The organism is Pelagerythrobacter marensis (genome assembly GCF_036700095.1).
Lineage (GTDB): Bacteria > Pseudomonadota > Alphaproteobacteria > Sphingomonadales > Sphingomonadaceae > Pelagerythrobacter > Pelagerythrobacter marensis_A.
Genome location: NZ_CP144918.1, coordinates 2,041,540 through 2,061,777 on the forward strand (window position 1 = coordinate 2,041,540; position 20,238 = coordinate 2,061,777).

A 20,238-nucleotide genomic window follows, 5' to 3' on the forward strand; every position below is an offset into this window, starting at 1 on the left:
TGCCGGGGCCTGGTCAGTTCTCCCTGGCCAGGCCCTGGATATCGCCGGGATGCCGGGTCGTCATCCGCAGGATGGCGTAGCCGAGTACCGCCGAGCAGGCAGAGCCGAGCAGGATGCCGATCTTGGCTTCGTCGATCAGCAGGCGGTAGCCGGGGAAGGCCAGTTCCCCGATGAAGAGCGACATCGTGAAGCCGATCCCGCACAGGATCGACACGCCCCAGATCTCCGGCCAGCTGGCCCCGTGGGGGCGCGGCGCGAAGCCGATCTTGTCGGCGGCGAAGATGGCGGCGACGATCCCGACCTGCTTGCCCAGGAACAGGCCGGCGGCAATCGCCAGCGGGAGAGGCGCGAAGACGCCTTCGACGCCCAGGTCGGACAAGTCCACTCCGGCGTTGGCGAAGCCGAACACCGGGACGATCAGATAGGCGCTCCACGGCGCCAGCCCGTGTTCCAGATTCTCCAGCATCGTATCGTCGTTCTTGCCCCGCATCGGGATGGTCAGCGCCGCGACGACCCCGGCAATGGTCGCGTGAACGCCGGAGTTGAGCACGAAGAACCATAGCGCGACCGCCAGAAGCAGGAACGGGACGACCGTTTTCACCCGCATGCGATTGAGCGCGAGCATGATCCCGACGATCACGATCGCGCCGATCAGCCAGGTCAGCTTGATTCCGGCGGTATAGGCGATCGCGATAATCAGGACTGCGCCGATATCGTCGACGATCGCGACGGTGAGCAGGAACAGCCGCAGGGATGCGGGCACCCGGTTGCCCAGCAGGCCCAGAACGCCCATTGCAAAGGCGATGTCGGTCGCGGCGGGTATCGCCCAGCCCTGGACCAGTTGGGGCGCCTCCCCATGAACGAAAAACAGGTAGACCGCCGCCGGAACCACCATTCCCGCGACGGCCGCCAGGACCGGCAGCCGCCGCTGGCTGGCGGTGCTGAGCTGCCCTTCGATCCATTCGCGTTTCACTTCCAGTCCGACGACGAAGAAGAATATCGCCATCAGGCCGTCGTTGACCCACAGATGCAGCGTGTCGAGCTTCGGCACGGGCGTAAAGGCCAGCCGGCCGTGGAACAGCTCGTGATACTCGTGCGCAAGCGTCGAATTGGCGAGCAGCATTGCCGCCGCGGCGACCAGAATCAGCAGGATCCCGGCGGACGCGTCGCCGACAAACAGGGCGCGGACAGGGGCGAACAGGGCTCGGATTGGATCGGGTGCTTTTGCCATCGGTCTGCTCCATTTCGGATTTCGGCGCGCGTTGCAAGGGTGACTGTAGTTAGTTAGGTAAGTTGCCCGGGGGGAAGGGGATGGGACCCGGCGATTTCGTGCTGTTCGAATGGCTCGTGCTCATGGAGCGCGAGCTTCTTATTTTCGCCGGCGTCTTCTTTCTGGCGGGGGCGGTGGACGAATTCGCCGTGGATCTCGCCTGGATCTGGCTGCGCGCGACCGGAAGGGGGCGTGCGCGGCTTCACGATTCGGAGCCGGCCGGCCGAACGGGGCGCGGCCGCCTGTCGGGCCGGGCTGCCGTCTTCATTCCCGCCTGGCGGGAGGATGCCGTGATCGGCACAACCGTCCGCCACATGCTCGGCGCGTGGTCCGATCCCGATCTGCGGATCTACGTCGGATGCTACCGCAACGATCCGTCCACGGTTGCCGCCGCCGCGGCAGCCGCCAGCGGGCAATCGAGAGTGAGGATCGTGATTCACGAGGCTTGCGGGCCGACCACCAAGGCCGATTGCCTCAATCGGCTCTACCGCGCGCTGGAGGAGGACGAGGCGCGAAGCGGCGAACGCGCGGCCATGGTCCTGCTCCACGATGCAGAGGATATGGCCGACCCGGCCGCGCTGGGCCTGATGCGCGAAGCGATGCGCGAAGCGGACCTGGTGCAGTTGCCGGTATTGCCGTTGCCGCAGCGCGATTCCCGCTGGATCGGCAGCCATTACTGCGAAGAATTTGCCGAAGCCCACGGCAAGGCGCTGGTCGTGCGCGATGCCTTGCGCGCGGGCATTCCCCTGGCCGGCGTCGGCTGCGCCATTTCCCGCGAGGCGCTGACGCTGCTCGCCAGGCATCGCGGCGCGGCTGCGCCTTTCGCCGCCGAATCGCTGACCGAGGATTACGAAATCGGCCTGGACATCGCCGCGCTGGGCGGGCGGACGCGCTTCGTCCGCCGGCGCGCCGGCGACGGGCGGCTGATCGCCACGCGCGCCTATTTCCCCCCGAAACTGAACCAGGCGGTTCGGCAGAAGACCCGCTGGATCTTCGGCATCGCCTTCCAGGGCTGGGACCGACTGGGCTGGAGAGGTTCTCCGGCAGAAGTGTGGATGCGCCTGCGCGATCGGCGCGGCCCGTTCAACGCGCTTCTCCTGGCGATCGCCTATTTCCTGCTCGTCATCGCCGCGGCCGGATCGCTTGCCGAATTGCTCGGCTTCGGGGAGCGTCCCGGCTTCTCGCCGATGCTGACTGTGTTGCTCTGGGCCAATCTCGGCTTTCTGGGCTGGCGCTGCGTCTTGCGTTTCGCCTTCACGGCCCGCGAATACGGCGCGATGGAAGGCCTGCGGGCGGTGCTGCGCCTGCCGCTTGCGAATATCGTCGCGATCATGGCGGCTCGTCGCGCGCTGTCGGCATATGTCCGCAGCCTCGGCGGCGCGGTGCCCACCTGGGACAAGACCGAACATCGCCTCCACCCGGCGCTCGCGATCGAGCGGGGGGCGCCATGATCGCGGGAATCGCAGGCCGCCGGGGCCAGCCGCTGATGATGCTGGCACTGGTGCTGACCTGCTGGATCGGCGGCCGGGCACTGACCTGGGAATCGCCCTTCGTGCTGCCGGCGGCGGTGTTCGAAACGCTCGCCGACAAAGGCCCCGCCGGGCGGACGAACGCGGCCCGCACTCCCGAACCGGTCGCGCCCCGATGGGCAGTGGCGCCGACTTTGCCTGCCGGAACAGCCGACAGGCCTGCCGATGCGGTTCGTTCGCACCGTTCCGGTCCCTGGACGGCCGATCGCGCTTCGCCTTCGGCTCGGCCTGAGACCGGTACGGTGATGGCCGGCCACCAGCTCCTGTGGCTTGCGGCGATGGGCCGCCTGCCCGTCCCCGCCGATGTCGCCACGGTGCTGTATCGCGGCGCCATCCCCGATCCGCCCTGGGCACGCCCGGCCCCGAGCACCGCTCCGGCAAGAGGGGAAAATCCGAAGCGCTGGTCGTTCGATTCCTGGCTGCTGCTGCGGGCGGGCGCGACCGGGACCGGAACCGTTCGGGCGGGCGCCGGACCGGGTCTCTACGGCGCCAGTCAGGCCGGCGCCGTGGTCCGCTATCGTCTCGATCCGGGCAATGCCCACCGGCCCGCAGCGCACTTGCGGGCGACCCGGGCCTTTGCCGCCGGGGCGGACAGCGAACTGGGTGCAGGCCTTTCGGCCAGGCCGTTGCCCCCGGTTCCGGTCGCGATACATGCCGAAATGCGCCTGGCGCGCAGCGAAGACGGCGCCGCGGTCGATTTTCGACCGGCGGTGTTCGCCGTTACGGAGCTTCCCCCGGCGCGCCTCGCGCATCGCTTGCGCGGGCAGGCCTATGCCCAGGCCGGCTATGTCGGCGGCGATTTCGCCACGGCCTTCGTGGACGGGCAGGCGAGGGTCGAGCGCGAGCTGGCGCGCTTCGACCTCGGCACCGTGCACGCGGGGGCGGGGGCATGGGGCGGGGCACAGAAGGGCGCGGCCCGGCTCGACGTCGGCCCCGGTGCGCGCTTCGAAATCGCAGCCGGGTCCACGCCGGCACGCCTCGCCGTCGACTACCGCATACGCGTGGCCGGGCAGAGCGCACCGGGATCGGGAATCGCGGTTACCTTGTCGACCGGCTTCTGACCGTTCCCGACCGACCTCGGAAAGCGCGAGGATGGCGGCTACGGCATTGCAGGTTGGATGCCCGGCGCTTAGGGCGATGACATGGACGTTTACCTCCCCATTGCGAACCTCTCGGTCAACGGGCTGGTCATTATCGCACTGGGGGCGCTGACCGGCGTTCTTTCCGGCTTGTTCGGCGTCGGCGGGGGGTTTCTCACCACGCCGCTGCTGATCTTCTACGGCGTGCCGCCCACCGTGGCCGCGGCTTCGGCATCGACCCAGGTCACCGGGGCCAGCGTGTCCGGCGTTCTGGCGCACGGCCGCCGCAACGGCGTGGATTACCGGATGGGCCTCGTGACCGTTGGCGGAGGGGTGATCGGGGCCGGTATCGGCGCGCTGCTGTTCCGATTTTTCCAGGCGATCGGCCAGATCGATACGGTCATCAGCATCCTCTACGTCCTTATGCTGGGCACGATCGGCTCGCTGATGGCGAAAGAAGCCTGGGAGGCGGTCCGGTCCGGCGAGGCGAGCGACAAGCGGCCGCCGAAGAGGCGTCGCCACCATCGTCTGATCGCGATGCTTCCGTTGCGCTGGCGCTTTTACGGCTCCGGCCTCTACATCTCGCCCATCGCGCCGCTCCTGCTGGGCGTCGCGGTCGGGGCCCTGACCATGCTGATGGGCGTGGGCGGCGGGTTCATTCTCGTGCCGGCGATGCTCTATATCCTCGGCATGAGCGCGAACGTGGTGGTCGGAACCTCGCTGTTCAACATCCTGTTCGTGACGATGGCCACGACGATGATGCACGCCCTGACGACGCACGCGGTCGACATCGTGCTGGTCGCGCTGCTCCTGATCGGTTCCGTCACCGGCGCCCAGTTCGGCACGCAGATCGCCCAGAAGTTCAAGCCCGAATATCTGCGCCTGGTCCTCGCTGCGATCGTCCTGTTGGTGGCGTTACGAATGTTCTTCGGCCTTTTCGTCAGGCCCGACGAGATCTACACGGTGGTGCCGCTGTGAAGCGGGTGTTTCTCCTTTTCGCCCTGCTGATGCTGTCGGCGCAGCGCGATCCGATCCTCGTGCCCGAGGTGTCGCAGGACGATGTTCAGGTGCAGCAGGGCTTCACCGGTGCCGAACTCCTGCTGTTCGGGGCAATTCTGGACCCCACCGGTGCGCGCGCGGGGCAGGATTACGACATCGTCGTCGTGCTCAAGGGCCCGACCGAGCCGATCACGGTTCGCGAGAAAGCGCGCGTCGGCGGCATATGGGTCAATGCCGACAGCTCCGCATTCCATTCGGCCCCTTCGTTCTTCGCGATCGCCGCCTCGCGCCCGATCGACGAACTGGTCGACGAGCGCACGGCGGTGATCTACGAACTCGGCCTCGATCATCTCCAGCTTTCGCCGAGCGGATCGATCGACCCCGAGGAACAGGCGCGCTTCACCTCCGGGCTGGTGGACCTCCGCCGGCGCCAGGGGCTGTACAAGGAAGTGACCGACGGGGTGCAGATCAGCGAACAGGTGCTTTACCAGGCGCGCATCTCCCTGCCGTCCAACGTCCAGACGGGCACTTACACGGCGGAAACCTTCGCGATCACGCGGGGGCGGGTGATCGCCTCCGCCATCGCCGAGGTGGAAGTTCGCAAGGTCGGCTTCGAACGTTTCGTGGAGGTGTTCGCGCAGCGTCAGTCGCTTCTCTACGGCCTGCTCGCGGTCTTCATGTCGGTCGGGACCGGCTGGATTGCCGGGCGGCTCTTCGCAATGATCTGATCCGCGGCCGATCGGTCGGGCGTTCCTCGCCTGCGTTGACGCGATCTTAACCCGGCGCGCGCTAGCCCCGGGGCGGGGAAAGAGCGAAGGGATCGACCGTTCCATGACCGATTTTGGCCACGGCAACCCCGCACGGCGGCCGCCGCTCGACGCGGGATCGGCGGAGCCGCCGGGCATCGGACCCGCGCGTTCCGCAGCCACCGCCTCTCCCCCGCCGGCAAGCGCGCCATCCGCCGCCGCGACCGCGCCCTCTCCCGTACGGTCCGGGAGCGAGAACGCCTCCATCCCGATCGGCGTGGTTGTCGAAGTCGCCGGTTCCGGGTCGCAGATTGCGCTCGATTCCGCGCGTCTCAACCAATGCATGGCCGATGCCGATCCCTCCATCGCGCTGGCCGGCCAGGTCGGCAGCCAGATCAAGATCCGGGTCGGAAACGCCTGGCTGCTCGCCAGCGTCCGCAACCAGCGGCAGGATCGCCGCGCGGGCGGGGGCATTATCGCGGACGTCGATTTTCTCGGCGAAGGCACCGAAGAAAAGCTGACCGGCCGGGTGCGCGGTTTCCGCCGCGGCGTCACCCGCTATCCGGTTCCCGGTGCGAAGATCTATCCGGCCGACACGGCGGACCTCAGGCACATCTATGCCAGCGACGGACGCACCAGCATCCCGATCGGGACGGTCTATCCGACCCGCGACATTCGCGCAGGCCTCTACGTCGATGCCCTGCTGGGCAAGCATTTCGCGCTGCTCGGTTCGACCGGGACCGGCAAATCGACGGCGGCGGCGCTGATCCTCCATCGGATTTGCGAGGCGGCGCCCGAAGGCCACGTCGTGATGATCGATCCGCACGGCGAATACGCCAGCGCGTTCCGGCACAGCGGGCTGATCCTCGACGTGTCGAACTTGCAGCTCCCCTACTGGCTGATGAATTTCGAGGAGCACTGCGAGGCGCTGCTCAGTTCCAGCGGGAACGAGCGCCAGGTCGACATGGACATCCTGGCCAAATGCCTGCTCAAGGCCAGGTCGAAGAACCGCATGGCCGAAACGATGGGCAAGATCACCGTCGATTCGCCGATCCCCTATCTCCTGTCGGATCTCGCGGCGGAGCTGCAGAACGAAATGGGCCGGCTGGACAAGGCGACGTCTTCCGCCCCCTATATGCGGATCAAGACCAAGCTGGAGGAATTGCGGGCCGATCCGCGCTATCAATTCATGTTCTCGGGCATGCTGGTCGGCGACACGATGGCCGAGTTCATCGGCAAGATCTTCCGCATGCCGGGGCAGGGCAAGCCCATTTCGATCATCGACGTGTCGGGCGTGCCGTCGGACATCACCGCCACCGTGGTCGCGGTTCTGAGCCGGCTGGTGTTCGATTTCGCGATCTGGGGACGCGACGAACAGGCCCGGCCGATCCTGCTCGTCTGCGAGGAGGCGCACAGATACGTCCCGAACGAGGCCAACGCCGATGGTTCGTCGGTGGGCGACATCCTGGGCCGCATCGCCAAGGAAGGGCGCAAATACGGCATCAGCCTGGGCCTGATCACCCAGCGCCCGTCCGACCTGGCCGAAGGCGTGCTGTCGCAATGCGGCACGATCATCTCGATGCGGCTCAACAACGACCGCGATCAGGCCTTTGTCAAGGCGGCGATGCCCGAGGGCGCGCGCGGCTTTCTCGATTCGATCCCCGCGCTGCGCAACCGCGAATGCATCATTTGTGGGGAGGGCGTGGCGATCCCGATGCGGGTGAATTTCGACACGCTCGAGGAAAGCAAGCGCCCGGCCTCGGCAGATCCGAGCTTTGTCGAACTGTGGAACCAGGCCGGCGGCGAGGAAGAGGCGGTGCAGCGCGTCGTCCGCCGCTGGCGTTCGCAGGGGCGCTGAACCCATCCGCGATCACGTCCCGCGCATATCGCCGTAGAGGTGGATATGCAGCCGGTCGCTCATGCGAAACCCATGTTCCAGGCACAGCGGCGCGAGCCATTCCTCGCGCGCGCGCAATGTGGCGCTGTCGGTCCCCTCGGGCATCAGGAATACGTGGCCGGGGCGAAAGCGGTATCGCGCCTGTAACGCCAGCACCTCGTCCACGTCCCCGGGCGTGGCGATCACGAATTTGAAGAACGCCCGCGGATCGGTCGCGTAGGCGTCGAGCCGTTCGGGCAGGAGCGCCAGTTCGGCAGGGTTGCCGCTGTGCGCCAGCTTGGGGCTGACGTTGTACTGGTCGATCCGCACGTCCAGCCGGGGCGGCGCGGCGACGGTGCCGTTGGTTTCGATCTCGACCGTCATGTCGGGCAGGCGTTCGAGCAGCGCCGCCAGCGCGCCTGCCTGTAACAGCGGCTCTCCGCCGGTGATGACGAGGCGGTTCTGGCCCAGCGCCGCGATCCGCTGCGCAACCTCGTCCTCGCCCAGCGCGATCTGGTTGGCCTTGCGCGCGAAAGTTTCGCCCGAGCGGTGCGGGCGGTTGTCACCTTCGAAATGCCAGGTGTAGGCCGTGTCGCACCACTGGCAGGCGAGGTTGCAGCGCGAAAGGCGCAGGAACGCGACCGGCATTCCCGCGCTCGGCCCTTCGCCCTGGAGCGAGGCGAAGATTTCCGGCTCGCCGGGAGCCTGGGTGGCGAGAGTTAGCGGCATCACTTCCGATCCATTGCACAAACGAGCGATGCAGGAAAATCCTCTCCCGTCGGGGGAGGCGGCTGGCGCAGCGCCTGCCAAGCCCCCTCCGTCAGCCCTTCGGGCTGCCACCTCCCCCGGAGGGGGAGGATCGTTAGCCCAGCCGTGCCAGCGCCGCTTTCAGGCGTTCCGCCTCGGCCGAATGATGCGCGTAATCGGCACGTGCCTTCTCGACCGCCTCGGGCTTGGCCCGTTCGACGAAATTGGCGTTGTTCAGCCGGCCTTCGAGGGCCTTCGCCTCTTTCTCCGCCGCGGCGAGCGCCTTGGCGAGGCGCGCCTTTTCCGCGGCAATGTCGATCAGCCCCTCCAGCGGGATGACCAGCGCATCGCCGCCGGCACCGACCTGCAGCGCGGCCCCGTCGGGGGCGGGCTCGGTGCGGATGGCCGAGAGGCGGGCCACCCGTTCCAGCGCGGCGGCATTGCCCGACAGGACCTTGCCCGCCACGTCGGACGGGGCGGGCAGCCAGGCCTCCAGCTTCGCGCCCGGAGCGATGCCGACCTCGTTCCTGGCCCCGCGCAAGTTGCGCGTCAGCTCGATCAGCCATTCGACTTCGGCCTTGGCCGCGGGGTCCACGGCGGCTTCAGGCCGGGGCCATTGCGCGACGATCAATTCGTAGGGGCGATCGTCCTGCGCATGCCACAGCTCTTCGGTGATGAAGGGCATGAACGGGTGCAGCATGACGAGGATCTGGTCGAGCACCCACCCGGCGACGGCGCGCGTTTCCTCGTCGATCTGCCCCTTGATCAGTTCCAGATACCAGTCGCAGAACGTGTCCCAGACGAAGTGGTAGATCGCGCTCGCCGCAGCATCGAAACGCAGGTCGGCCATCGCCTTGTCGAGCAGGCGAAGCGTTTCGACCACTTCGCCCACGATCCAGCGGTTGACCGCGCTGGTCGCGGGCGGCGCGGCCAGCGTCGTGCTGCCGCCGATGCCGTTGGCCTGGCAGAACCGGGCCGCGTTCCACAGCTTGGTGGCGAAGTTGCGATACCCCTCCACCCGGCTTTCATCCATCTTGATGTCGCGGCCCTGGCTTTCCATCGCCGCCATGAAGAACCGCAGCGCATCGGCGCCGTAGCGGTCGATCAGGTCCAGCGGATCGACCGTATTGCCCTTCGACTTGGACATCTTCGACCCGTCCGCCGCGCGCACGAGGCCGTGGAGGTAGAGCCGCTTCCACGGCGCCTCGCCCAGGAAATGAATCCCCTGCATCGCCATGCGCGCATCCCAGAAGAACAAGATGTCGAAGCCGGAAATCAGCAGGTCGTTCGGATAGTGCTTCTTGAGCAGCGAACGTTCCTCCCCCTTTGGGGGAGGGGGACCGCCGGAGGCGGTGGAGGGGGATGGTGCTGCGCCTGCCGCGCCCCCTCCGTCAGCGCTGCGCGCTGTCACCTCCCCCGGAGGGGGAGGATTTTCGTCGCACGGCCAGCCGAGCGTGGCGAAGGGCCAGAGGGCGGAGGAGAACCAGGTGTCGAGGACGTCTTCGTCGCGGGTGAGCGACACGCCTGTGCCGGCCTGCGCCTGGGCCTCGTCTTCGCTCATCGCGACATAGGCCTTGCCATCGGCATCGTACCACGCCGGAATCCGGTGCCCCCACCAAAGCTGGCGGCTGACGCACCAGGGCTGGATGTTTTCCATCCAGTTGAAGAACGTCTTTTCCCAGCTTTTGGGGACGATCTCGATCTTGCCCGAACGCACGGCCTCGATCGGCGCCTGCGCCAGCTTTTCGGCGTCGACGTACCACTGGTCGGTCAGCCAGGGTTCGATCACCACGCCGCCGCGGTCGCCAAAGGGGGTGGCGATCACGCGCGGTTCGGCATCGTGTTCGACCGGGTTGCCGTCCTTGTCCTTCGCGACATGCGGGATCAGGCAGCCGAGTTCCTTCAGCCGCGCGACGACCAGTTCGCGCGCGCCGTCCTCCCCGTCCTTGCGGAAGCGGTGGAGGCCGATGAATTCGTCGGGCACGAGGCCGTCGGCGGTCTGGCACACGTTGCCTTCGGCATCGAGCATGTTGAGCATGTCCGCCGGGGCGATTCCGGCGCGCTTGCCGACTTCGAAGTCGTTGAAATCGTGCCCCGGCGTGATCTTGACTGCGCCGCTGCTCAGTTCGGGATCGGCATGTTCGTCCGCCACCACGGGCACGCGGCGGCCGGTGATCGGCAGGATCACATGCTTGCCGACGACGCTCCGGTAGCGCTCGTCGTCCGGGTGAACCGCCACCGCCATGTCGGCCAGCATCGTTTCGGGGCGCGTCGTGGCGACTTCGATATAGTCCTGCCCGCTGTCCAGCGTGACGCCGTCGGCCAGCGGATAGCGGAAGTGCCAGAAATGGCCCTTCACGTCCTGCGTTTCGACCTCGAGATCGCTGATCGCGGTCTTGAGCTTCGGGTCCCAGTTCACCAGCCGCTTGTCGCGGTAGATCAGGCCTTCGTTATACAGGTCGACGAAGACCTTGGTCACCGCGCGAGAGAACTCGGGGCTCATGGTGAATTGTTCGCGGCTCCAGTCCATCGAACAGCCCAGGCGGCGCAGCTGGCGGGTGATCGTACCGCCGCTTTCCTCTTTCCACTCCCAGACCTTCTTCACGAAATCTTCGCGAGAATAATTGGTCCGCTTGTCCTGCCGCGCCTCCAGCTGGCGTTCGACCACCATCTGCGTCGCGATGCCGGCGTGGTCGGTGCCGACGACCCACAGCGCATCCTTGCCGCGCAGCCGCTCGTACCGCACGACGATATCCTGCAGCGTGTTGTCGAGCGCGTGCCCGATATGCAGGCTGCCGGTGACGTTGGGCGGCGGGTTCACGATCGTGAAGGGCGCCGCCTCGGGCCGTTCGGGACGGAACAGCCCGCCCGTTTCCCAGTGCGCGTACCAGCGCGCCTCGATTTCGGCCGGGTCGAATGTCTTGGGAAGCTCTGTGCTCATATGGCTGCGGCCTTTGCCAGCGGGTGCGCTGCGGCGCAACACGTCACGAATGTGCGCTTGTAGTGGCGCGCGTTTCCCCGCATAGATCAAGGCGATGCAGGAAGGGGCGTTCTTCGAGGTCGAGGAAACGGGCGGCAACGGCGCGCGCCTCGTTCTTTCAGGGCCCTATCTTGTCTCCACGATCGGGGCGGTGGACCAGGCCCTGCGCGATATCGACCGCGATCTGAGCGCGATCGATCTTTCGAACGTAAGCGAAATCGACACTGTCGGCGCGTGGATCGCCAGCAGCCTCGCCGCGCGCCACGATGCGGAAATCACCGGCGCCAGCGAACGCGCGCAACGCCTGCTGAAGGCGGTCGGGCAGATCGGCGAAGGGGCCGATGTCCGGCCCGAGCGCCTTCCCGTATATCTCCGGGTGCCGGATGAAGTCGGCGCGCTGGTGCGCGATTTCGGGCGGGGGTTCGTCGGCATAGTCGGCTTCCTCGGCCAGATCCTGGTTTCCGGGGCCAGCCTGGTTCGCCATCCTTCGCGCTTTCGCGGGCGCGCGCTGGTGCGCCAGATGGAGCTGGTGGGCGTGTCCTCGTTGCCGATCATCGGGCTGATGAGCTTCCTGATCGGTATCGTCATCGCCCAGCAGGGGGCGGTGCAGCTGGCGCAGTTCGGGGCCGAAACGCTGACGATCAACCTGGTAGGCCGGATCACCTTGCGCGAACTGGGCGTGCTGATGACCGCGATCATGGTCGCGGGCCGGTCGGGCAGCGCCTTCGCCGCGCAGCTCGGCACGATGAAGCTGACCGAGGAAGTCGATGCCATGCGCACGATCGGCATCTCCCCGATCGAGGCGCTGGTGATCCCGCGCATCCTCGCCGCCGTGCTGATGATGCCGCTGCTCGGGTTCTTCGCATCGTGTATCGCGATCGTCGGCGGAGCGGTGATCGGGGATGTCATGCTGGGCATCCCGTTCTTCACGTTTCTCAGCCGGATTCAGGAAGTCGTGCCGCTCTACGACCTCTACGTCGGCCTCGCCAAGGCGCCCGTCTTTGGGCTCATCGTGGCGCTGACCGGATGCTATCAGGGGCTGCAGGTTCAGGGCAATTCGGAACAGGTCGGCCTCAAGACGACCAAGGCCGTGGTCCAGGCGATCTTCATGGTCATCGTGCTCGATGCCTTCTTCGCGGTGTTCTTTACCGAGATCGGATGGGGATGAGCGAAGAGGAAAGCGAACGCGAGACGAAGGGGCTCGGCCGTTACGAACGGTTCCGCGGCGACCACCCGATCGTCGTGGAAGGGCTGGTGAACCGCTTCGGCGACCAGACGATTCATGAGGATCTGTCGCTCACCGTCAACCGGGGGGAAATTCTCGGCGTGGTCGGCGGGTCGGGCACCGGCAAGTCGGTGCTGATGCGCTCGATCATCGGGTTGCAGACGCCGAACGCGGGCCAGATCGAGGTGTTCGGGCGGTCGATCACCGATGCCGAGCCGGACGAGAACCTCGGCCTGCGCAACCGCTGGGGCGTGCTGTTCCAGGGCGGCGCGCTGTTTTCGACCCTGACGGTGGGCGAGAATGTGGAGGTGCCGCTCAAGCAGTTCTATCCCGATATCCAGCCGCAACTGCTGCACGAGATCGCCCGCTACAAGGTCGTGATGTCGGGCCTGCCGGAAGAGGCGGCGAGCAAGTATCCGTCGGAGCTTTCGGGCGGGATGAAGAAACGCGCAGGGCTGGCGCGCGCGCTCGCGCTCGATCCCGAGCTGCTGTTTCTCGACGAGCCGACCGCCGGCCTCGATCCGATCGGCGCGGCCAAGTTCGACCGCCTGACGCGCGAATTGCAGCAGACGCTGGGCCTGACCGTGTTCCTGATCACGCACGATCTCGATACGCTGTATGAAATCTGCGACCGCGTGGCCGTGCTGGCCGATCGCCAGGTGATTGCCGTGGGCACGATCCCCGAGCTGCTCGAAACCGACCATCCGTGGATCGACGAATACTTCAACGGCCCGCGCGGGCGCGCCGCCCGCGAGAGCAAGACGCGCGCCGAAACGATGGACAATCCCCCGGGCGACGGGGCATAGGGGCGTGAGGTAACTTATTTCCATGGAAACACGCGCAAATCACGTCTGGGTGGGGGCCGTAACGCTGGCATTGCTGGCCGCCGCGGCGCTGTTCTTCGTCTGGCTCGCCCGGCTGGGGCAGGGCGCGCAAGACGAATACGACATCTTCTTCAAACAGTCGGTGGCCGGCCTCGCCAACGGATCGCAGGTGTCCTTCGCCGGGGTGCCGGTCGGTCAGGTCAGCCAGATCGCGCTGTGGGAAACCGATCCGCAATTCGTGCGCGTGCGGGTAAAAGTGAGGGACGAGGTGCCGATCCGCGTCGGCACGACCGCCACGATCCAGGGTTCGTTCACCGGGGTTTCGACGATCCTGCTCGACGGCGCGCGGCGCGACGCTCCTGCACTCACGTGTGAGGAAGGGCCGGGCAACACCGCCTGCCCCGAAGGCGTTCCGGTGATCCCGACCAAGCCGGGCGGGCTGGGCGAACTGCTCGCCAATGCGCCGCTGCTGCTCGAACGGCTGGCGACGCTGACCGAGCGGCTGACGATGCTGCTGTCCGACGAGAACCAGGGGGAGATCGCCGGCATTCTGCGCAATACCAACCGCATGACCGCCGACCTGGCGCAGACCGCACCGCAGGTGGAACGAACGATGGCCGAACTGCAGGTGACGCTGCGCGAATCGAGCGAGGCGCTGGATGCGTTCGAGAAAGTCATGGGATCGACCGACCGTCTGCTGAACCAGGAAGGGCAGTCGCTCGCGACCCAGCTGCGCTCCACACTGACGTCGGCCGAGGCGGCGGCCAATGCCCTGACCGAAACGATGGAGCAGGCGCAGCCCGCCACTCGCCAGCTCAGCGAAAGCACGCTGCCGGCGGCGGAGGCCGCGCTGGAGGATCTGCGCGCGACCAGCAAGGCGCTGCGCAACGTCACCGAGAAGATCGAAACGCAAGGCGCCGGGTCGCTGATCGGCGGGCAGAAGCTGCCCGACTACGAACCATGATCGACGCCAGACTACAGGGGAAGGCCATGCGCGCGACAGTCAGGACCTTTCCGGCGCTTGCGGCGCTTGCCGCGCTGGCCGGATGCGTCAGCTTCGGCAGCGAGCCGCCCGAAAGCCTGCTGACGCTGACCCCCACCGCGGCGGCGCCGGCGGGATCGGGCGCTTCGGGCAGTGCCGCCGGCTCGCTGGCGATCCTCGTTCCCGAGGCGCCCGCGCGGCTCGATGTCGTGCGGGTCCCGGTGCAGATCGACGGCGCCACGCTCGCCTATCTCAAGGACGCGGTCTGGGTGGACAAGCCCGCGCGTCTGTTCCGCACGCTTCTGGCCGAAACGATCCGCACGCGTTCGGGCCGGGTGGTGATCGATTCGGACGATCCGGCGCTGACGCCCAGCACCCGGTTGCGCGGCGTGCTGCGCGATTTCGGGTACGATGCGTCGTCGTCGTCAGTCGTCGTGCGCTTCGATGCGATCCGCGAGACGAGCGGCCGGGGGATCGAAACCCGCCGTTTCGAAAGTGTCGTCCCCGGCGTGGCCCCGGAAACCGCGGCCGTCGGCCCCGCGCTCAACCGCGCGGCAAACGATGTTGCCGGTCAGGTCGCGGACTGGGTGGGTTAGGCGGTCGGTCCCCGCACCCAGGGTGCCGTTCGGCCCCTCGTTTCAACATGCACGACATCGCAGCGCTATCGGCGAGCGGGGCCGGGGCGGCGCACGCTGCCCTTTCGATTGCCCTTCGAAGCTGCCGGGCGCCGAGTCCGCTTGCGCGAAGATCGTCGGGCAACAGCAGGCAAAGGCCGCGCTCGAACATGTCGCTGCCCAGGGGGCCGCGCTGGGCATCGATCCCTCGCGGCTGGCCGTGGCGGGCGACAGCGCGGGCGGCAACATGGCCATTGCCGTCACGATGATGGCCAAGGAGCGCCACGGGCCGCAGATCAGCCACCAGCTGCTGTTCTATCCGGTGACCGACGATGTCTCGGACAACGCCTCCTACCGCGCGTTCGGCAATGGTCCGTTCCTGACCCGGAAGGCGATGGATTACTTCCTGGAGGCGAACTATCCGGCCGAACGCCGCCAGGACGTGCTGGCCTTCCCGCTTCGGGCTTCGCTCGACCAGTTGGCGGGCTTGCCAGCGGCAACGATCATCGTGGCCGAGAACGATCTGCTGCGCGACGAGGGCGAGGCCTATGGCCGTCGCCTGATCGAAGCCGGCGTGCCCGTCGCCACCGCCCGCTACAACGGCACCATACATGATTTCGTGATGCTCAATTCCCTGGCCGCGAGCGAACCCGCCCGCGCTGCCATTGCGCAAGGCGCTGCACGCCTGCGCAGCGCTTTCGCGCACTGAGGGCCAGGAAAGGAACCGATGAAATGATCAGGATCCTTCACTCCGCGCGCCGGCGGTCGCGAAGGCCCGGTCCGGCGATCGAACCTTCGCCGTGGGGCGTCTGCCCCCATCCGGGCGAACCGGTGCAGAACTGCAGGAGCGATGAACTTCCTGCCGTTGCCTGACCTGATATGCGGGCGGGCCGCGGGTGCCGGAACAAATCGGCCAGCGCCGCTGCTCCGTGACCCCGGTCCGCCCACCCGCCTGACCCAGGCCGGAAAGGCAGACCTCTCGCGGCTTCTTCGCGAAGCTCGCCAAGCCCGAAAGCAAACTGTTCGGCGCCGCAGCTTCGTAGAGTGTCGCCTGCGTGCCGGATGCCGATGTGCCGCCGATGCGCTTAGCTTTCCAGCGCTTGCAGCGGGCCATCGGGGCTGGCGCGGAATGAGGCGGTTACGCGCCGTTCGAACGGTCTGGCGAAGATCGTCGAGACGGCGACATGCTCCGCCCGGGCCTGCTCCGGCGTCAGCGTGACCAGGGCATAGCCCTTGCTGTCCTGGTCGCAGAAGACCACTTCCTCGTTGGCCGCGGCGAGGAAGCGCCCCAGGCCCGGCAAGATCGAGCCGTAGGACGGGCTGGTGATCGCCGTGCAGCCGACCTCTACGCCGGCAAGCCGGCCCGAGCGATCGTGCAGATTGTTGCTCCAGGCGGCGTGGCTGTCGCCGGATAGCACCAGCGGACGCGATCCGGCGCGGGCGAACAGCTCGTAAAGCCGCTCGCGCGCATGCGGATAGCCGTCCCAGCTATCGAGATTGAACGGCACGCCGGCGCGATATCCGGCCAGCGCGGTGTCGATCTGCGCGCGATATTGCTCGGGCATTCGGGCGCGCATCTCGGCATATCCTTCCGCGCCGAGGCTCGCTTCCAGATCCGGTCCGGCAACGCGCGCCATGACCACCTGATTGCCGAGGATCTGCCACGGCTTGCCGGCGTTCACGGAAGCGCGCAGCACGCCTTCGAGCCATTCGCTCTGCCCGCGCCCGAGCAGTTCGCGCCCGGGCCGCTCGCGCTCCGCCAGCAGCGCTGCGACGCGTTCTGTCGGCGGCAGCTCGCCCTTCGGCGCGGCCTGCTTGTCGCGTGCCAGCAGCCGGGTCTCGACCATCGCCAGCGTGGCGAGATCGCCGAATTCGAAGCTGCGGAAGATCGCCTCGTGCGCGCGCAGCGGATCGGGATCGCGGATCGGCATCCATTCGAAATAGGCCTGCATCGCCACCGCCTTGCGCGCGGCCCAGTCGCCTTCGCTTTCCGGCTGGTGGTTCTCCGCCCCGCCGATCCATCCGTCGTTGGTGACTTCGTGATCGTCCCACACGCAGATGAAGGCGGCGCGGGCGTGGGCCGCCTGCAAGTCCGGGTCGGACTTCATCTGCGCATGGCGGCGGCGGTAATCGGCGAGCGAGACGATTTCGTGCGGCGGATCGGGCAGCCGGCCGAGGCGGCGGCCGATTTCCGCGCCATAGCCCGCATCGCCATATTCATAGATATAGTCGCCGAGATGCACCACCGCGTCGAGGCGCGGCAGGGCGGCCATATCGGCATAGGCGTTGAACAGCCCGCCGGGATAGAGCTGGCAGGACGCGACCGCCAGCACCAGCTCGTCCACCGCGCCCACCGGCAATGTGCGGAACCGGCCGACGGGGGAACGGACGCCGTCCGCCGTCTCGAACCAGTAGCGATAGTCGGTGCCGGGGCGCAGGCCGCTCACTTCGACCTTGGCGGTGTGATCGGCGGACGCCCGCGCCCACACTTCTCCGCTGGCGAGCGGCGCGGTGTCCGGCGCGCTTGCAACGTGCCACTGCAGCCCGATGTCGCCGCCGAACCCTTCCTCGGCCGTGGCGCGGGTCCAGATGACCGCGCCGTCCGGCACGGGGTCGCCGCTGGCGACCCCGTGGACGAAGCGCACCTGTGCCGGCGCCTGCTGGGCGACGGCGATGCCGGGAACGGTCAGCGCGCTCCCGGCGCCCATCAGCGTCAGAACATTGCGGCGGTTCAAGGTCATGGTCTGCTTCCCCCTTCGTCAGAATAGCCGCGCGGTCAGTTCCACGCCATAGAAGCGCGGTTCGGCGGGAATGAAGGTCGGGATACCGAAAGCGCCGCCCGTGTTACCCGCATCGAGCAGATAATCCTCGTTCGTCGCGTTGCGGACGAAGGCGGCAATCTCGAACCGGTTTTCGGCGAAGCTGAGGCCCGCCCGCGCGTTGACCAGAGTGACCGCATCCTGCGAGAGCAGGTCGCTGTTGGGCATCTCGAAATAGATCCGGCTGCGGTGCGTGACGCTGGGCGTCGCGAAGACGCGCATGCCGTTGCCGACCGGGGCATCGACGGTGAAGCCGGCCGCGGCCTGCCACTTCGGCTGCAGGCGGAAACGCGCGCCGGAATAGGCCGGCGTCAGGGCGCTGTCCTCATCCACCTTGGCGTCGATATAGGCGCCGTTGGCGAACAGGCTGAGCCACGGCGTCGCCTGCACGGCCAGCTCCGCCTCGACCCCGAGATTGGCCGCCGAGCCGGCACTTTCGGTGCGGGACGAGCCATCCTCTTGCAGCACGCTGACCTGGAAGCCCGAATAGTCGAGGTAGTAGGCGCCCAGCGAAGCCGACACCGGCCCGCTGCTGACTTTCACCCCGGCTTCATAGTTCCAGACGACTTCTTCCGGCACGAGCTGATAATTGGGAACCGCGTTGCCCTGGCCATCGCGCGTTGCGCCCAGCTGGACGACGGCCGAACGGCGACCTTTCGAAACGGTGGCGTAGAGATTCACGTCGTCGGTGGCGCGATAGAGCACGTTGAAGCGCGGCAGAACGTCGAAGAAATCGTCCTGCGCGGTATAGGTCCTCCCGCCCGTGTCGGTCTGGCCGGGGATCAGCGAGTAGGCGAGGCTGGGCAGTGCCGCCAGCAGCGCCTGGCGCATTTCGTCCGGCAGCAGGCCGATCAGCACCGGGGCCGGCACCGTGGAGGAATAGCCCGACTGCCGGTCCTCCCACTGCAGGCGAACGCCGGCGGTCAGTTCCAGCCTGTCGGTCGGCAGCCAGGTTCCATCGGCGAATACCGAATAGCTGTCGTTCTGCCCCTGGTTTTCGTAGACCGACCGGTAGGGAAGCTGCGTTACCGCGCCTCCGGTCAGGGCCGCGAGGACTTGCGATGCCGGCACGCTGCCATCTGCCGCCACGCAGGGCACGTTCGGCACCGCGCCGGTCAGGCACTGCACGAATGTCCCTTCCTCGCCGGAGAAGGGCACGTTCTGCCGGCCGTCTTCGGTGAAATAGTTCCAGCCGAAAGAGCCGCGCAGATCCATGCCCGAATAGGCGAACCGGCCTTCGTGGCTGAACTGCCAGCCCTTGGCGATCTCGGCGAATTCCAGATACCAGGCCGCCGAGCCGTCGGCGTCGAAAGTCTCCAGGCTGTCGAACTCGCGATAGCCGTTGACCGTGGTGAAGGTCCAGTCATCGGCGAAAGCGTACTCGGCGGTGAGGTTCAGATCGTAGATCTCGCGATCGAGCCCGAGTTGGTCCTTGCCGAGCGCTTCGCTGGATAGGGGCGATCCGCCCAGGTGAGCCGGGCCGAAGGGATCGGCCGGGCCTGCCTCGGTCGCGAAAGTGCCGGAAATGAAGGGTGTGCCGCCATTGCGCTGGCGATCGAAGGTACCGACCAGGTCGACGGTCAGATCGTCGTGAGGGATAAGGCGCAGCGAAGCGCGCAGACCCAGATTGTCGAGCGCGTACAGATCTTCGTCCTGCGCGGGGCTGAGGTTCTCGACATAGCCGTCGCGCTTCTTCCATTCGAAGGCGATGCGGCCGGCGACTGTGTCGTTGCCTGCATTCACGAAGCCCGACAGCTTGGTGTAGTCGAAATTGCCGTATGCGCCGGTCAGCTTGGCCGAAACGCCGGGCTCCGGCCGTGCCGGCACGATGCTGATCGCGCCGACGGCGGAGGCGGTGCCGAACAGGGTCGCCTGCGGCCCCTTGATGACTTCGATCCGGTCGAGATCGTAGATCGACTGATAGCTCCCGCGCGAGCGCGAGATGTCCACGCCGTTGTAGTAGAGCGTGACGCGCGGCCCCTGCTGCGCCGAACCGGAATCCGAGGTCACGCCGCGGATCACGATGCCGGGGTTGTTGGCGCTCTGCTCCTGAATGTTGAGGCCGGGGACGTAGTTGGAAAGCTCGTCGAGGTCGGAGACCCCCAGTTCCTCGATTCGCTCGCCGCCCAGCGCGGAAACCGTGATCGGCACGTCCTGCGCGCGCTGTTCGAATTTCTGCGCGGTGACGACGATCTCGTTGCCCGATCGGCCGGTGCTTTCGCGGTCCGTCGATTCGCCCGCCTCCTGCGCCAGGGCAGGGCAGGCGACCAGCGCGGTCGACGCGAGAAGAAGGCGTGCACTTGCGTAACGAAGTTTCATAGTGGTTCCCGATCCTGAGGTTCGGGGCGCAGATATGCGCGATATGTGACGCTCACGAGGCGGTTCGATTGCGGCACGATGAAACTATCGGTCCGCAGGGTGTTACGGCTGTATGGGAAGCCACTTGCCAGCGGCGCTCGGGCGTGCACGCCTCGCCATTGAGCACACGCCGGTCACCCTTTTCGAAGCCGATCGTGGTCTGTTCGGATCGTTTCGCAGCCTGCACCGA

General features: G+C 67.1%; 15 protein-coding genes. 10 read left to right on the forward strand and 5 right to left on the reverse strand.

The window, feature by feature from the left end; genetic code table 11:
• Nucleotides 1-13 precede the first annotated feature (13 nt).
• Nucleotides 14-1,231 (reverse strand): Na+/H+ antiporter NhaA, encoded by a 1,218-nt coding sequence (gene nhaA / locus V5F89_RS09670; protein WP_338445442.1) that lies wholly within the window; start codon nucleotides 1,229-1,231, stop codon nucleotides 14-16.
• A gap of 80 nt (nucleotides 1,232-1,311) precedes the next feature.
• On the opposite strand from nhaA, the gene V5F89_RS09675 reads away from it, so the two are divergent.
• From V5F89_RS09675 to V5F89_RS09695, 5 genes are all read left to right on the forward strand, one after another.
• Nucleotides 1,312-2,721: a glycosyl transferase family protein gene (locus tag V5F89_RS09675; protein WP_338445443.1), complete on the forward strand. Its 1,410-nt coding sequence runs from the start codon at nucleotides 1,312-1,314 to the stop codon at nucleotides 2,719-2,721.
• A complete protein-coding gene (locus tag V5F89_RS09680; protein WP_338445444.1) occupies nucleotides 2,718-3,860 on the forward strand; it encodes a hypothetical protein in 1,143 nt (380 codons plus the stop codon). The genes V5F89_RS09675 and V5F89_RS09680 overlap by 4 nt, the downstream gene beginning before the upstream one ends.
• An 81-nt stretch (nucleotides 3,861-3,941) precedes the next feature.
• Nucleotides 3,942-4,856 carry a sulfite exporter TauE/SafE family protein gene (locus V5F89_RS09685; protein WP_338445445.1) on the forward strand — a complete coding sequence of 305 codons (915 nt, stop codon included), beginning with the start codon at nucleotides 3,942-3,944 and terminating at the stop codon, nucleotides 4,854-4,856.
• Entirely contained in the window at nucleotides 4,853-5,605 is a 753-nt protein-coding gene (locus V5F89_RS09690) for a TIGR02186 family protein (protein WP_338445446.1), read from the forward strand. Before V5F89_RS09685 ends, V5F89_RS09690 begins: the two co-directional genes overlap by 4 nt.
• A gap of 103 nt (nucleotides 5,606-5,708) precedes the next feature.
• On the forward strand, nucleotides 5,709-7,481 hold the full coding sequence (locus V5F89_RS09695; RefSeq protein ID WP_338445447.1) for an ATP-binding protein: 1,773 nt from the start codon (nucleotides 5,709-5,711) through the stop codon (nucleotides 7,479-7,481).
• Nucleotides 7,482-7,493: 12 nt separating this feature from the next.
• Here the strand turns inward: V5F89_RS09695 and V5F89_RS09700 are convergent, their stop codons facing one another.
• Both V5F89_RS09700 and V5F89_RS09705 read right to left on the reverse strand, forming a co-directional pair.
• Nucleotides 7,494-8,228: a 7-carboxy-7-deazaguanine synthase QueE gene (locus V5F89_RS09700; protein WP_338447554.1), complete on the reverse strand. Its 735-nt coding sequence runs from the start codon at nucleotides 8,226-8,228 to the stop codon at nucleotides 7,494-7,496.
• Nucleotides 8,229-8,361: 133 nt separating this feature from the next.
• Nucleotides 8,362-11,187 (reverse strand): valine--tRNA ligase, encoded by a 2,826-nt coding sequence (locus V5F89_RS09705; protein WP_338445448.1) that lies wholly within the window; start codon nucleotides 11,185-11,187, stop codon nucleotides 8,362-8,364.
• Between the two features lie 94 nt (nucleotides 11,188-11,281).
• Here V5F89_RS09705 and V5F89_RS09710 point away from each other — a divergent pair, with 94 nt between their 5' ends.
• The 5 genes from V5F89_RS09710 to V5F89_RS09730 are packed head-to-tail and all read left to right on the forward strand — an operon-like array spanning nucleotide 11,282 to nucleotide 15,580.
• Entirely contained in the window at nucleotides 11,282-12,394 is a 1,113-nt protein-coding gene (locus V5F89_RS09710; protein ID WP_338445449.1) for an ABC transporter permease, read from the forward strand.
• Nucleotides 12,391-13,257, forward strand: coding sequence for an ABC transporter ATP-binding protein (locus tag V5F89_RS09715; protein ID WP_338445450.1), 867 nt, complete (start codon nucleotides 12,391-12,393; stop codon nucleotides 13,255-13,257). The genes V5F89_RS09710 and V5F89_RS09715 overlap by 4 nt, the downstream gene beginning before the upstream one ends.
• Nucleotides 13,258-13,279: 22 nt before the next feature.
• Nucleotides 13,280-14,239: an MlaD family protein gene (locus V5F89_RS09720; protein ID WP_338445451.1), complete on the forward strand. Its 960-nt coding sequence runs from the start codon at nucleotides 13,280-13,282 to the stop codon at nucleotides 14,237-14,239.
• Between the two features lie 26 nt (nucleotides 14,240-14,265).
• Nucleotides 14,266-14,853, forward strand: a complete 588-nt coding sequence (locus tag V5F89_RS09725) for an ABC-type transport auxiliary lipoprotein family protein (RefSeq protein ID WP_338445452.1) — start codon at nucleotides 14,266-14,268, stop codon at nucleotides 14,851-14,853.
• A 22-nt stretch (nucleotides 14,854-14,875) separates the two neighbouring features.
• The gene (locus V5F89_RS09730; protein ID WP_338445453.1) at nucleotides 14,876-15,580 is read left to right on the forward strand and encodes an alpha/beta hydrolase; all 705 of its coding nucleotides are present in this window, start codon (nucleotides 14,876-14,878) and stop codon (nucleotides 15,578-15,580) included.
• Between the two features lie 376 nt (nucleotides 15,581-15,956).
• Here V5F89_RS09730 and V5F89_RS09735 read toward each other — a convergent pair whose 3' ends face one another.
• Both V5F89_RS09735 and V5F89_RS09740 read right to left on the reverse strand, forming a co-directional pair.
• The gene (locus V5F89_RS09735) at nucleotides 15,957-17,612 is read right to left on the reverse strand and encodes an alkaline phosphatase D family protein (RefSeq protein ID WP_338445454.1); all 1,656 of its coding nucleotides are present in this window, start codon (nucleotides 17,610-17,612) and stop codon (nucleotides 15,957-15,959) included.
• 18 nt (nucleotides 17,613-17,630) lie between these two features.
• Nucleotides 17,631-20,009: a TonB-dependent receptor gene (locus V5F89_RS09740; RefSeq protein ID WP_338445455.1), complete on the reverse strand. Its 2,379-nt coding sequence runs from the start codon at nucleotides 20,007-20,009 to the stop codon at nucleotides 17,631-17,633.
• Nucleotides 20,010-20,238: the final 229 nt, after the last annotated feature.

Bases quoted from the DNA above. Each gene is read 5' to 3' on its own strand.
- nhaA (WP_338445442.1), bottom strand. From the start codon at position 1,231: ATGGCAAAAGCACCCGATCCAATCCGAGCCCTGTTCGCCCCTGTCCGC.
- V5F89_RS09675 (WP_338445443.1), top strand. From the start codon at position 1,312: ATGGGACCCGGCGATTTCGTGCTGTTCGAATGGCTCGTGCTCATGGAG.
- V5F89_RS09680 (WP_338445444.1), top strand. From the start codon at position 2,718: ATGATCGCGGGAATCGCAGGCCGCCGGGGCCAGCCGCTGATGATGCTG.
- V5F89_RS09685 (WP_338445445.1), top strand. From the start codon at position 3,942: ATGGACGTTTACCTCCCCATTGCGAACCTCTCGGTCAACGGGCTGGTC.
- V5F89_RS09695 (WP_338445447.1), top strand. From the start codon at position 5,709: ATGACCGATTTTGGCCACGGCAACCCCGCACGGCGGCCGCCGCTCGAC.
- V5F89_RS09700 (WP_338447554.1), bottom strand. From the start codon at position 8,228: ATGCCGCTAACTCTCGCCACCCAGGCTCCCGGCGAGCCGGAAATCTTC.
- V5F89_RS09705 (WP_338445448.1), bottom strand. From the start codon at position 11,187: ATGAGCACAGAGCTTCCCAAGACATTCGACCCGGCCGAAATCGAGGCG.
- V5F89_RS09710 (WP_338445449.1), top strand. From the start codon at position 11,282: ATGCAGGAAGGGGCGTTCTTCGAGGTCGAGGAAACGGGCGGCAACGGC.
- V5F89_RS09715 (WP_338445450.1), top strand. From the start codon at position 12,391: ATGAGCGAAGAGGAAAGCGAACGCGAGACGAAGGGGCTCGGCCGTTAC.
- V5F89_RS09720 (WP_338445451.1), top strand. From the start codon at position 13,280: ATGGAAACACGCGCAAATCACGTCTGGGTGGGGGCCGTAACGCTGGCA.
- V5F89_RS09725 (WP_338445452.1), top strand. From the start codon at position 14,266: ATGCGCGCGACAGTCAGGACCTTTCCGGCGCTTGCGGCGCTTGCCGCG.
- V5F89_RS09735 (WP_338445454.1), bottom strand. From the start codon at position 17,612: ATGACCTTGAACCGCCGCAATGTTCTGACGCTGATGGGCGCCGGGAGC.
- V5F89_RS09740 (WP_338445455.1), bottom strand. From the start codon at position 20,009: ATGAAACTTCGTTACGCAAGTGCACGCCTTCTTCTCGCGTCGACCGCG.